This is a genomic window from Azohydromonas caseinilytica (assembly GCF_012927045.1).
GTDB classification, from domain to species: domain Bacteria; phylum Pseudomonadota; class Gammaproteobacteria; order Burkholderiales; family Burkholderiaceae_C; genus Azohydromonas; species Azohydromonas caseinilytica.
In genome coordinates, this window is sequence record NZ_JABBFW010000030.1 from 1 (window position 1) to 13117 (window position 13117).

Annotated in this window: 11 protein-coding genes; 9 read left to right on the forward strand and 2 right to left on the reverse strand. The window is 70.4% G+C overall.

What is annotated here, in order from left to right:
- Nucleotides 1-123 precede the first annotated feature (123 nt).
- A complete protein-coding gene (locus tag HHL10_RS25275) occupies nt 124-1626 on the reverse strand; it encodes a Ppx/GppA phosphatase family protein (protein ID WP_169163186.1) in 1503 nt (500 codons plus the stop codon).
- 272 nt (nt 1627-1898) lie between these two features.
- On the opposite strand from HHL10_RS25275, the gene pstS reads away from it, so the two are divergent.
- The 8 genes from pstS (at nt 1899) to HHL10_RS25315 (ending at nt 10002) form a co-directional block, all read left to right on the forward strand.
- Nucleotides 1899-2939: a phosphate ABC transporter substrate-binding protein PstS gene (gene pstS / locus HHL10_RS25280; protein WP_169163187.1), complete on the forward strand. Its 1041-nt coding sequence runs from the start codon at nt 1899-1901 to the stop codon at nt 2937-2939.
- A 70-nt stretch (nt 2940-3009) separates the two neighbouring features.
- Nucleotides 3010-4035, forward strand: coding sequence for a phosphate ABC transporter permease subunit PstC (pstC, locus tag HHL10_RS25285; protein ID WP_169163188.1), 1026 nt, complete (start codon nt 3010-3012; stop codon nt 4033-4035).
- The gene (gene pstA / locus HHL10_RS25290) at nt 4032-4916 is read left to right on the forward strand and encodes a phosphate ABC transporter permease PstA (protein WP_169163189.1); all 885 of its coding nucleotides are present in this window, start codon (nt 4032-4034) and stop codon (nt 4914-4916) included. Before pstC ends, pstA begins: the two co-directional genes overlap by 4 nt.
- Before the next feature lie 14 nt (nt 4917-4930).
- Nucleotides 4931-5737, forward strand: a complete 807-nt coding sequence (gene pstB / locus HHL10_RS25295) for a phosphate ABC transporter ATP-binding protein PstB (protein ID WP_169160309.1) — start codon at nt 4931-4933, stop codon at nt 5735-5737.
- A gap of 38 nt (nt 5738-5775) precedes the next feature.
- A complete protein-coding gene (phoU, locus tag HHL10_RS25300; protein WP_169163190.1) occupies nt 5776-6483 on the forward strand; it encodes a phosphate signaling complex protein PhoU in 708 nt (235 codons plus the stop codon).
- Between the two features lie 132 nt (nt 6484-6615).
- Complete coding sequence (gene phoB, locus HHL10_RS25305; protein ID WP_169163191.1) at nt 6616-7332, forward strand: phosphate regulon transcriptional regulator PhoB; 717 nt, start codon at nt 6616-6618, stop codon at nt 7330-7332.
- A gap of 4 nt (nt 7333-7336) precedes the next feature.
- Entirely contained in the window at nt 7337-8692 is a 1356-nt protein-coding gene (phoR, locus tag HHL10_RS25310; RefSeq protein WP_169163192.1) for a phosphate regulon sensor histidine kinase PhoR, read from the forward strand.
- Between the two features lie 332 nt (nt 8693-9024).
- Nucleotides 9025-10002 (forward strand): sulfite exporter TauE/SafE family protein, encoded by a 978-nt coding sequence (locus HHL10_RS25315; RefSeq protein WP_169163193.1) that lies wholly within the window; start codon nt 9025-9027, stop codon nt 10000-10002.
- 15 nt (nt 10003-10017) lie between these two features.
- On the opposite strand, the gene HHL10_RS25320 is transcribed toward HHL10_RS25315, so the two are convergent.
- Nucleotides 10018-10734, reverse strand: coding sequence for a winged helix-turn-helix transcriptional regulator (locus tag HHL10_RS25320; RefSeq protein WP_169163194.1), 717 nt, complete (start codon nt 10732-10734; stop codon nt 10018-10020).
- 257 nt (nt 10735-10991) lie between these two features.
- On the opposite strand from HHL10_RS25320, the gene ppk1 reads away from it, so the two are divergent.
- The gene (ppk1, locus tag HHL10_RS25325; protein ID WP_169163195.1) at nt 10992-13115 is read left to right on the forward strand and encodes a polyphosphate kinase 1; all 2124 of its coding nucleotides are present in this window, start codon (nt 10992-10994) and stop codon (nt 13113-13115) included.
- Nucleotides 13116-13117 lie beyond the last annotated feature (2 nt).

Consider the following 13117-nt stretch of genomic DNA (forward strand, 5'->3'; position numbering starts at 1 on the left):
ATGCCGGGCATGGCGGCCCCGGCGAGCGCCTTGCAGCCGTCCACGGCCCACCCGTGCACCGTCACGGCTGGCCGCGTCAGTACCGCTCAACATGCTCGGTGCAGGCAAATCGTTCACAGCTTCTCAGCCCTTGAGCACGAGCTGGAAGTGGCCCTGCTGGGCCCACAGCGCGATCTCCTCGCGCAGCAGGTGCAGCGTGCGCGGGTCGGGGGGCAGGGTATCGGGCTCCCAGCGCAGCATGTGGCGGCTGGAGCTCTGGACGTCGATGCGCAGGTGCGGCCCGCCGCTGTGGTCGCGGCGCGCATGGCACAGGATCGCGGCCAGCCGCAGGCACAGCGCCTGGCGCGCGAAGGAGCGTCGCGCCAGCGAGGCCTCCACCTTCTTGAGCCCGCCGCGCTGCGCCAGGATCAGCTCCCCGATGCGCCGCTGCTGGCTCTGAGAGAAGCCCGCCGCGTCCACATGCGCCATCAGGTAGGCGCTGTGCCGGTGGTAGTCATGGTGCGAGACGCAGCGGCCGATCTCGTGCAGCGCGCAGGCCCAGCCCAGCTCGCGGCGCTCGTCCAGGCCGGCGTCGCGGGCGATGTCGCGGTGCAGCGCCTGCGCCGTGTCGTGCACGCGCCGCGCCTGGGCCAAGTCGCAATGGAACTGCTGCTGCAGCGCCGCCACCGAGGCGTCGCGCAGGTCCGGCGTCTCGGCGCTGGCACTGCGCTGGCGTTCATGCAGGTCCACGATCACGCCCTGGCGCAGCGCGCCCTTGGCCGGCGCGATCTCCTTGATGCCGAACTCGCGCATCAGCGCCGACAGGATGGCCAGGCCGCCGGCAATCACCGGGCGGCGGTCGTCGCGCAGGCCGCGCAGCTGCAACCGGTCCACATGGCCGGCGTCGATGCAGCGCTCGATGCACCAGTTCAGCGCCGACGGGGTGATGCGCCCGTCGGTGAGGCCATGGCTGGCCAGCACCAGCGACACGGCGCCGGCCGTGCCCGAGGAACCCAGCGCCTCCTGCCACAGCCGCGGCTCGAAGCTCGTTTCGGCTTCCTCGAATTCGGCCTGGGCCGCCACGCGCGCCGCCTCGAAGGCCGCGGCCGTGAGCCGCCCGTCGCTGAAGTAGCGCATCGACAGCGAGACGCTGCCGACCTGGAACGACTCCGCCTCGCCCGGAACGTGGCCGCGCCCGATCACCAGCTCGGTGGAGCGTCCGCCGATGTCGATCACCAGCCGCGGCAGCATCGAAGGCTGCAGGTGCGCCACGCCGATGAAGATCAGCCGCGCCTCCTCGCGCCCGGAGATCACCTCCACCGGCGCGCCCAGCACGTCCGACGCGCGCACCAGGAACTCGTCGCGGTTGCGCGCCTCGCGCAGCGTCTGCGTGGCCACGGCGCGCAGCCCGCCCAGCTCGAAGCCCGCCAGGCGCTCGCGGAAATGCCGCAGCGTCTGCAGCCCGCGCTCGGCCGCCTCCTCGCGCAGGAAGCCCTGGGCATCGAGCCCGCCACCGAGCCGCACCACCTCCTTGAGGCTGTCCAGGCGCTGGTAGCGCCCGGCCTTGAGCTGCCCGATCTCCAGGCGAAAGCTGTTGGACCCCATGTCGATGGCGGCCAGGGGCAGGGAGGTTGCGGCGTCGTTCATGGGCGGGGCGGGCTTGGGGAAGTCTCCGGTGCGGGGCAGGCCGCATGCCATCCGGCGGCCCGTGATCAAGGCGTGGCGCACGTCCGTGGAAGGCGCGCCCACGCAGCCTAAGGCATTCACGTGACGCGTCCATGACAGCACTCAGGCCGCGTCGTCATCGTGGCTTGAACGCAGCGCCGCCATGGACCGCCAGCCACGGCGGCGCCGCTGTCACGGTTGTGACACATGCCGCAACTAGATTGCCGGCATTCGTTCTTCCACAAGGAGCCGTGATGAAACGCCTTGCTTTCTCCCTGCCGCTGCTGTGCGGTGCCTTCTTCGTCGCCACCACCGGCAACGCCGCCGCCCAGGACGTGACCGGCGCGGGCGCGACCTTCCCGGCCCCCATCTATGCCAAGTGGGCCGAGGCCTACCACAAGGCCGCCAGCGTGCGCGTGAACTACCAGTCGGTGGGCTCGGGCGCCGGCATCAAGCAGATCAAGGCCAAGACGGTGGACTTCGGCGCCACCGACATGCCGCTCAAGGACGAGGAGCTGGCCGCCGAGGGCCTGGTGCAGTTCCCCACCGTCATCGGCGGCGTGGTGCCGGTGGTCAACGTCAAGGGCCTGCAGCCCGGGCAGTTGAAACTCACCGGCCAGGTGCTGGGCGACATCTACCTGGGCAAGATCACCAAGTGGAACGACCCGGCACTGGCCGCCATCAACCCCGGCGTGTCGCTGCCCGACTTGCCAATAGCCGTGGTGCGCCGCGCCGACGGCTCGGGCACGAGCTTCCTGTTCACCAACTACCTCTCCAAGGCCAACGCCGAGTGGAAGTCCAAGGTGGGCGAGGGCACGGCGGTGAACTGGCCCACGGGCGCGGGCGGCAAGGGCAACGAGGGCGTGGCCGCCTTCGTGCAGCGCCTGCCCGGCGCCATCGGCTACGTCGAGTACGCCTACGTCAAGCAGAACAAGATGACGTACGCGCTGCTGAAGAACCAAGCCGGCAGCTTCGTGGCCCCGGACGACCTCAACTTCAAGGCCGCCGCCGCGGGCGCCGACTGGAACAAGAGCTTCTTCCAGGTGCTCACCGACCAGCCGGGCAAGGACGCCTGGCCGCTGACCGGTGCGACCTACATCCTCATGCACAAGACGCCGGAGAAGGCCGCCTCGGCCGCCGCGGCGCTGAAGTTCTTCGACTGGGCCTACAGCAGCGGCGACGCCATGGCCACCGAGCTGGAGTACGTGGCACTGCCCGCCAACGTGAAGGCGCTGGTGCGCAAGCAGTGGGGCGCCATCAAGGCCGCCGACGGCAAGACGCTGGCTTCGAACTGAGCCTTCAAGCCTGACTCCCCAAGTCCCCGGGCCTACTGACCAGGCTCGGGGCGGCTGAAAGGCACGCTTGATGAGCACTCCACTGCCCACCGCGCACGGCTTGCACGACATCGGCGTGCAGGCGCAGCGCATTTCCTCGACCAAGCCCCCCGTGCAGCCGCGCTTCTCGCCCTGGCCCGACCGCCTGTTCTCGGCCGCCGCGCATGCCGCCGCGGCACTGGTGCTGACGCTGCTCGTGGGCATCATCGTCTCGCTGCTCATCGGCGCCCGCCCGGCCATCGAGGCCTATGGGCTGGGCTTCCTGTGGAACAGCGAGTGGGACCCGGTACAGGAGCGCTTCGGCGGCCTGGTGATGATCTGGGGGACGCTGGCGAGCTCGCTCATCGCGCTGCTCATCGCCGTGCCCGTGAGCTTCGGCATCGCGGTGTTTCTCACCGAGCTGGCGCCCGGCTGGCTCAAGCGCCCGCTGGGCATCGCCGTGGAACTGCTCGCCGCGGTGCCCTCCATCGTCTACGGCATGTGGGGCCTGCTCGTGTTCGGCCCGCTGCTGGCCACCTACGTGCAGCAGCCGCTGCAATCGGTCTTCGGCGAGGTGCCGGGGCTGGGCCAGCTCTTCGAGGGCCCGCCCGTGGGCCTGGGGCTGCTGTCGGCCGGGATCATCCTGGCCATCATGATCATTCCCTTCATCGCCTCGGTGATGCGCGACGTGTTCGAAGTAACGCCGCCCATGCTCAAGGAGTCCGCCTACGGGCTGGGCGCCACGACCTGGGAGGTGGTGTCCAAGGTGGTGCTGCCCTACACCAAGACCGGCGTGGTGGGCGGGATCATGCTGGGGCTGGGCCGCGCCATCGGCGAGACCATGGCCGTGACGTTTGTCATCGGCAACATGAACCAGCTCGGGTCGCTGTCGCTGTTCGAGCCGGCCAACAGCATCACCAGCGCGCTGGCCAACGAGTTCGCCGAGGCCGGCGAGGGCCTGCACCAGGCCTCGCTGATCTACCTGGGGCTGGTGCTGTTCTTCATCACCTTCGTGGTGCTGGTGCTGTCGCGGCTGCTGTTGACGCGGCTGAAGAAGAGCGAAGGAGCGCGCGCATGAACACCCTGACGAGCCCTGCGGACAAGGCTCTGGACGACAGGCGCCTGGCGCGCCACCGCGCCCGCAAGCGCACCAATGCCGTGGCGCTGGCGCTGGCGCTGGCCGCCATGGCCTTTGGCGTGTTCTGGCTGATCTGGATTCTCTGGGAGACGCTGCGCCTGGGGCTGCCGGCGCTGTCCCTGGACGTGTTCACGCGGATGACGCCCGCGCCGCAGTCCGAGGGCGGGGGCCTGGCCAATGCCATCTTCGGCTCCTTCCTGATGGTGGGCCTGGCCACGCTCATCGGCACGCCCATCGGCGTGATGGCCGGCGTGTACCTGGCCGAGTACGGGCGCAAGGGCTGGCTGGGCGCGTGCACACGCTTCATCAACGACATCCTGCTGTCCGCCCCCTCCATCGTCATCGGCCTGTTCATCTACTCGGTGGTCGTGACGCAGATGCGGGGCTTCTCCGGCTGGGCCGGCGTGCTGGCGCTCACGCTCATCGTCATCCCCATCGTCGTGCGCACCACCGAGAACATGCTCTCGCTGGTGCCCAATGCGCTGCGCGAGGCGGCCTACGCGCTGGGCACGCCCAAGTGGAAGGTCATCGGCGCCGTCACGCTCAAGGCCGCGCGCTCGGGCGTGGCCACCGGCGTGCTGCTGGCGCTGGCGCGCGTCTCGGGCGAGACCGCGCCGCTGCTGTTCACGGCGCTCTCGAACCAGTTCTGGAACGCCGACCTCGGCCAGCCGCTGGCGAGCCTGCCGGTGACGATCTTCAAGTTCGCCATGAGCCCCTACGAGAACTGGCAGCAGCTGGCCTGGGCGGGCGTGTTCCTCATCACGCTGGGCGTGCTCGCGCTCAACATCGCCGCGCGCGTGCTGCTGCGGCAAAAGCATTGACAAAAGCCATCGACATGAACGCCGTCGCCGAGAAAACCGTGCTCGACTTCGAGCTCCCCGCCCACGAAAAGGCCAAGCTCTCCGTGCGCGACCTGCGCTTCTATTACGGCAAGTTCCTCGCGCTCAAGCACATCAACCTCGACATCCCGGAAAACAAGGTCACGGCCTTCATTGGCCCCTCGGGCTGCGGCAAGAGCACGCTGCTGCGCACCTTCAACCGCATGTTCGAGCTCTATCCCGAGCAGCGGGCCGAAGGGCAGATCCTGCTCGACGGCCAGGACATCCTCAAGTCCGGCCTGGACGTGAGCCTCATCCGCGCCAAGGTCGGCATGGTGTTCCAAAAGCCCACGCCGTTCCCGATGTCGATCTACGACAACATCGCCTTCGGCGTGCGCCTGTTTGAGACGCTGCCGCGCGTGGAGATGGACGAGCGCGTGGAGTGGGCGCTGCGCAAGGCCGCGCTGTGGAACGAGGTCAAGGACAAGCTGAGCCAGAGCGGCGCGGGCCTCTCCGGCGGCCAGCAGCAGCGCCTGTGCATCGCCCGCGGCATCGCCATCCGCCCCGAGGTGCTGCTGCTCGACGAGCCCTGCTCGGCGCTGGACCCGATCTCCACGGGCAAGATCGAGGAGCTCATCCACGAGCTCAAGAGCGACTACACGGTGGTCATCGTCACGCACAACATGCAGCAGGCCGCGCGCTGCTCGGACTACACCGCCTACATGTACCTGGGCGACCTGGTGGAGTTCGGCCCCACGGCGGAGCTGTTCATGAAGCCGCGCAAGAAGGACACCGAGGACTACATCACCGGACGCTTCGGCTGAGGCCGGTGTGGCCGCAACGGGTTCAAGGACACACTGCCATGCCTGACAAACACCTTTCCTCCGAATTCGACGCCGAGCTCGGCGCCATCTCCAACCGCGTGATGGAGATGGGCGGACTGGTCGAAGCGCAGCTCGCGCAGGCGATGTACGCGCTTTCGCACTTCAGCCAGGAAACGGCCAGCCAGGTGCTGGAGCGCGAGCTGGTCGTCAACCGCATGGAGCTGGAGATCGACCGCGACCTCTCCGGCGTCATCGCCCGGCGCCAGCCCACGGCGCGCGACCTGCGCCTGCTCATCGCCGTGAGCAAGACCATCGCCAACCTGGAGCGCGTGGGCGACGAGGCCGCGCGCATCGCCCGCACCGTGCAGCAGCTCATGAAGGCCGGGCTGTCCACGCGCATGCGGTTGCCCGTGGCGGACCTGGCCTACGAGGCGGAGCTGGCCATGGCCAGCCTGCGCAAGGCGCTGGACGCCTTCGCGCGGCTGGACACGGCGCGCGCGCTGGAAGTGCTCAAGCAGGACGACCAGATCGACCAGGAGTTCGACGGCCTGCTGCGCAAGCTCATCACCTACATGATGGAAGACCCGCGCACCATCTCCGCCAGCATCGACCTGGTGTTCGTGGCCAAGGCCATCGAGCGCGTGGGCGACCATGCCAAGAACCTGGCCGAGGTCATCATCTACGTCGTCAAGGGCACCGACGTGCGCCATGCGCCGATGGAGGCGGTTGAAGATGCGGTGCGTTGAACTTGCTTCCGTTCGGGCTGAGCCCTTCGACCAAGCTCAGGACAGGCCTGTCGAAGCCATGCCTCACAGCCAAATTGCAAGCCCTTCGACAAGCTCAGGGCGAACGGGGGATTTGATAGAGGAGCGTCAGCCATGAGCGACGTACTGGTGGTGGAGGACGAGCCGGCGATCGCCGAACTCATCGCGATGAACCTGCGCCATGCCGGCCATGGCGTGAGCGTGGTCGGCGACGCCGAGGCCGCCGCCGCGGCGGTGGACCAGGTGCTGCCCGACCTGGTGCTGCTGGACTGGATGCTGCCCGGACGCTCCGGCGTGGCGCTGGCGCGCCAGTGGCGCAGCGACGCCCGCACGCGCGAGCTGCCCATCATCATGCTCACGGCCCGCTCCGAGGAAGCCGACCGTGTCGGCGGCCTCGATGCCGGCGCGGACGACTACCTGGTCAAGCCCTTCTCGATGCAGGAGCTGCAGGCGCGCATGCGCGCCGTGCTGCGTCGCCGTGCGCCCGAGGCGCTGGAGGCGCCGCTGGAGATCGCCGGGCTGCGGCTGGACCCGGCCACGCGCCGCGTCACGCGGCCGGTGGACGGTTGCGTCCGCGACGTCAAGCTGGGGCCGACCGAGTTCCGGCTGCTGCACTTCCTGATGGCGCACCCGCAGCGCGTGCACTCGCGCCCGCAGCTGCTCGACCGGGTCTGGGGCGACCATGTCTTCATCGAGGAGCGCACGGTGGACGTGCACGTGAAGCGGCTGCGCGAGGCGCTGGGCACGGTGGAGTGCGCGGCGCTGATCGAAACCGTGCGCGGTGCCGGCTATCGGCTGGCGCAGTGGTCCGAGGCTGGCCTGGCGAGCTGAGCCCGTGCGCCACCTGTTCGGGCGCCCGCTGGCCGCGGTGGCAGCCTGGGCCGCGGGCTCGGGCACCGGAGCCCTGATCGGTGCGACGCTGGGCGAGACGCTGCCCGGCCTGGCCCTGGGCGGCGGCGCGGGCGTGCTGCTGCTGGCGTCGCAGGACGCGTTGCGGGCGCAACGCCTCATGCGCTGGCTGCGCCGCACGCCGGAGAAGGCCGTGCCCCGCGACCCGGGCTTCTGGGGCGAGCTCGGTTACTGCGTCGAGCGGGCGCTGCGCGAGCGCGAACGGCAACTGGCCCAGGAGCGTGCGCAGCATGCGCAGTTCCTCAACGCCATCGAAGCCTCACCCAACGGCGTGCTGCTGCTTGACGCAGGCGACGCCATCGTCTGGTGCAACCCGGCGGCGGCCGACCATTTCGGGCTGGACCCCGAAGGCGACCGGCAGCAGCGCATCACCAACCTCGTGCGCGCGCCGGGCTTCGTGGCGCTGCTGCATGCCGAGCCGGTGCCGGCGCAGCCCTGCCTGCTGTCGGACCTGCGCCGCCCGGGGACGCTGTCGGTGCTGCTGCAGCGCTACGGCCCGGACATGCGGCTGGTGCTTTCGCAGGACGTCACCGAGCGCGAGCACCACGAGGCCATGCGGCGCGACTTCGTGGCCAACGTCTCGCACGAGATCCGCACGCCGTTGACGGCGCTGTCGGGCTTCGTGGAAACGCTGCAGACGCTGCCGCTGTCCGAGGCCGAGCGCCGACGCGTGCTGGCGCTGATGGACCAGCAGACCTCGCGCATGCGCTCGCTGGTGGATGACCTGCTGACGCTGGCGCGCCTGGAAGGCAGCCCGCGCCCGGCGTGCGACGGCTGGTTCGCGCTGGACCCGCTGCTGGAGCAGATCGAGGCGCGCACGCGTTCCATCTCCGGCGGACGGCACGCCATCGAGTTCCCGGAGCCCGGCGGCCTGGAGCTGGCGGGCAACGAGGGCGAGATCGACAGCGCGGTGACGAACCTGCTGAGCAACGCCGTGCGCTACACGCCGCCGGGCGGGGGCATCAGCGTGATGCTGCGGCGCCTGGGCGACGGGCGGCTGGAGATCGGCGTGCGCGACAGCGGCATCGGCATCGCGCGCGAGCACCTGCCGCGGCTGGCCGAGCGCTTCTACCGGGTGGACGGCAGCCGCTCGCGCGACACCGGCGGCACCGGGCTGGGACTGTCCATCGTCAAGCATGTGGCCAGCCGCCATGGCGGCGAGCTGAGCATCGCCAGCAGCCCGGGCAAGGGGTCCACCTTCACTTTGCAGCTGCCCGCGGCCCGGGTACGGCAAGGTGGACGCGGCGCGTCACTGCGCCGCGTCCATGCCAATGCCGCTTAGGCGCTGTCTGACGACGCCAGGAGCTGCCGCCCCGGCACGGAGCCTGACGGGTTCGGCGCCGCTTGGAAGGCAATCCTGGGCGTGGCGCGCCGGCAGACATGCTCGTCGCTGCCCTGGCCAGGGCCCGCAGTGTCGCGGCCAGCGCGCTCGCGCGCTGCTGAGCACGCGCCGCGCCGGCTGAGCCGCGCGGCACGGCTCCGGAGTTGCCGGCAAGCACGGAACGCATATCCAAGCTCGCAAATCTTCTTTGGCCGAATATGCGCTGATCAGTATCTTTCGGGGCTTGCTTATACCGGCCTGTCATAAACGCAGCACGCAGGCCTGCAGCCCCCATGAAGATCCGCGACCTCGACCTCAGCCCCAGCCCGATCAACCTCCAGCACCAGGCGGCCGGACTGCCGCCGGTGGAGGACATCGTCACCCACCCCGGCGACCACCCGGTGCTGCGCATCGCGATGTGGGCGGCGGTGTCGGTGCTGGTGAGCCTGCTGGGCGTGATCGCCTGGCGGCTGTTCTTCGGCGACAACGGCGGGCACAGCGGCTGGGAGCTGATCGAGGGCGCGCTGACCAGCCCGACCTTCTGGAGCGCCGTGGCGGTGGGCTTCGTGGCGCAGGTGATCGACGGCGCGCTGGGCATGGCCTACGGCATCAGCGCCACCACCTTCCTGCTCACGGCCGGCGCCACGCCGGCGGCGGCCAGCGCCAGCGTGCACATCGCCGAGGTGTTCACCACCGGGCTGTCGGGCATCTCGCACGTCAAGCTGGGCAACGTCAACAAGTCGCTGTTCGTGCGGCTGCTGGTGCCGGGCATCCTGGGCGCGATCCTGGGCGCGGTGCTGGTGACGCAGTTCGACGGCAAGGTGCTGAAACCCTTCATCTCCGCCTACCTGCTGCTCATGGGCCTCTACATCCTGCGCAAGGCCTGGCGCAAGCACATCGGGCGCAAGGAGCCCAAGCACGTGGGCAAGCTGGCGCTGCTGGGCGGCTTCGTCGATGCCGCCGGCGGCGGCGGCTGGGGGCCGGTGGTGACCACCAACCTCATCGGCGCCGGCGGCGATCCGCGCACCACCATCGGCTCGGTGAACTTCGCCGAGTTCTTCCTGACGCTGTCCAGCGCCACCTCGTTCATCCTGCTCGCCGGCGAACCCAGCACCTGGATGATGGTGGCCGGCCTGGTGTTCGGCGGCATGTTCGCCGCGCCCTTCGCCGCGCTGCTGTGCAAGCGCATGGCCCCGCGCACGCTGATGAGCATCGTGGGCGTGCTGATCACGCTCATCAGCGTCTTCAACATCTACAAGGCGCTGCATTGAGCGCCCGGCGCTGGCTCAGCCCGCCGCCCCGTCCGGCCCGAAGTTGAGCCGGTAACCATAGCCGCGGTGGGTCTGGATCATGGAGCGGCCGCGCCCGCCGTCGAGGTGCTTGCGCAGCCGCTTGATGTTCTGGTCCACGGTGCGCACGTCCACCGAGTGGTCCGGCCCCCAGGTGGCGGCGATGATCTGCTCGCGGCTGACCACGCGGCCCTGGTGCTCCATCAGGCAGCGCAGCAGCTCCAGCTCGGCGCGCGGCAGCGAAACGATGTCCACCTTCTGCCCGCGCGTGATGCGCACCTCGTGGCGCAGCGTGTCCAGCGCCAGCGGCCCCAGGCGCAGCGTCGCCTCGGCCGGCACGGGCGCCGCGGGGCGGCTGCTGAGCTGCTCGCCCAGGCAGCGCACCACCTCGCGCGGCGCGAAGGGCTTGCTCATCCACAGGCGCCGCCCCGCCGCGCCGGCCGGCGTGCCGCTCTCCTGCCGCACCTGCGAGGACAGCACCAGCGTGGGCGCCGGGTCCTCGTTGGCGGCCTCCTGCGTGGCATCGAGCCAGGCCGCCGCGGCGGGTGAGTCCGCATCGACCAGCACCGCGTCGGGCCGCACCTCGCCGGCGAGCCGGCGGCCTTCCTGCGCCGACGCGGCCAGCAGCGGCAGCAGCCGCGCATGCTGCAGGTGCGAGGCGACCAGCTCGCGGATGGCGGGGTTCTCGATGATCACCAGGACGGACCTGGGCATGGGGCTGCGTGTCGTGGAAACGGCAGTTCCGGGCATGGTCGTGGGCTGCAAGGGCCTGTGGCGACAGGCGAAAAGTCCCGCCGGGCGGGACGCGAGGGGCCATGTTGAGGCTTCGATGTGACAGTCTCTTGACAGCCCCGGGACGCCAGCGCCCCGGCGTCAACGAACACTCATCCGGCCGGGCCGGCGCCCGACTTGCTCTGGTGGGGCGTGAGCCATGTCACATTGCTGTCGCAATTGGTTCATAGAGTGGGCTCATGAACGATTTCCACGCCGCCACCGCCGAGCCCGTGCCCCGGGCCGATAGCGTCGCCCCGGTACCGCCGCTGGTGCTGCTCGATCGCGAGAAGGCGATCCTGGAGTTCAACCGCCGGGTGCTGGCGCAGGCGCGGCGCGAGGACGTGCCGCTGCTGGAGCGGCTGCGCTACGTCACCATCGTGTCCTCCAACCTCGACGAGTTCTTCGAGGTGCGCTTCGCCGACGTGATGGAAGCGGCCCGGCTGCCCGGCACGGCCGTGACCGCCGGCGAGGTGCAGGGCGTGGCCGCGGCGGCGCACGCGCTGGTGCAGGAGCAGTACGCGCTGTTCAACGACGAGGTCATGCCCGCGCTGGAGCAGCAGGGCCTGGTGGTGCTGCAGCACAGCCAGCGCAACGCGGCGCAGCGGCGCTGGGTGGCCGCCTTCTTCGAGGAGCAGGTGCGGCCGCTGCTGGTGCCCGTGGGGCTGGACCCGGCGCACCCGTTCCCGACGGTGGCCAACAAGAGCCTGAACTTCATCGTGCAGCTCGGCGGCCGTGACGCCTTCGGGCGCGAGAACTCGATTGCCATCGTCAAGGTGCCGCGCGTGCTGCCGCGCGTGATCCGGCTGCCCGACGCGGTGGCCGAGGGGCGCCAGGCCTTCGTGCTGCTGAGCAGCGTCATCCGCGCCCACCTGGCCGAACTGTTCCCGGGCCGCGAGGTGCTGGCCTTCTCGCAGTTCCGCGTCACGCGCGACTCCGACCTGGAAGTGGACGAGGACGATGCCACCAACCTGCGCCAGGCGCTGCGCAGCGGCCTGTTCACCCGCCACTTCGGCCAGGCTGTGCGGCTGGAGGTGGTGGAGAGCTGCCCGCAGGCGCTGGTGCAGTTCCTGCTGCAGCAGTTCCAGCTGCCGGCCTGGGCGCTGTACCGCGTCAACGGCCCGGTCAACCTGGTGCGGCTGGCGCAGCTCATCGACCAGGCCGACGCGCGCACCCTGCGCTTCACGCCCTGGGAGCCGGCCTGGCCGGCGAGCCTGCCGCAGGGCGGCTCCATCTTCGAGCGGCTGCAGCAGGGCAACGTGCTGCTGCACCACCCCTTCGAGAGCTTCGAGCCGGTGGTGCAGTTCCTGCGCGAGGCAGTGGCCGACCCGGACGTGCTGGCCATCAAGCAGACCATCTACCGCACCGGCACGGAGTCGGCGCTGATGGAGCAGCTGCTCGAAGCCGCGCGCCGGGGCAAGGAAGTGACGGTGGTGGTCGAGCTCAAGGCCCGCTTCGACGAGGAGGCCAACATCAACTGGGCCGAGCGGCTGGAGGCCGTGGGCGCGCAGGTGGTGTACGGCATCGTCGGCCTGAAGACCCACGCCAAGCTGCTGCTGGTCACGCGCCGGGAGCGCGCGGGCGGCGGGCACGGCCGGGGCAACGGCGTGCTGCGCCGCTACGCGCACCTGTCCACCGGCAACTACAACGCGCGCACCGCGCGGCTCTACACCGACCTGGGCTGCATGACGGCCGACCCCGAGCTCACCGCCGATGCCGATGCCGTGTTCCAGCAGCTCACCGGCCAGGTGGAGCTGCCCACGCTGCACCGGCTGCTGGCGGCGCCCTTCGCGCTGCAGGCGGCGATGCTGGCGCACCTGAAGCAGGTGGCGCGGGCCGCGCGCGCCGGGCGGCCCGCGCGCGTGGTGGTCAAGTGCAACGCGCTCACCGACCCGCAGCTCATGGCGGCCCTGGTGGAAGCCAGCCAGGCCGGCGCGCGCATCGACCTCGTCATCCGCGGCGCCTGCATGCTGCCCCCGGGCGTGCCCGGCCAGACCGACAACATCCGCGTGCGCTCGGTGGTGGGGCGATTCCTGGAGCACACGCGCGTCTTCTACTTCCGCTGGGGCGGGAGCGAGCAGGACGAGGCCCTGTACCTCAGCAGCGCCGACTGGATGAGCCGCAACATGCTGCGCCGCGTCGAGGTGGCCTGGCCGATGCGCGACGCGGCGCTGCGCCAGCGCGTCATCGACGAATGCCTGGTGCCCTACCTGCACGACGCACGCGACGCCTGGGCGCTGCAGGGCGACGGCAGCTGGCGCAGCTTGGCCGAAGCCGGCGGCGCGGGCGCGCAGCCGGCGCTGATGAACCTGTACCAGGGGTGAAC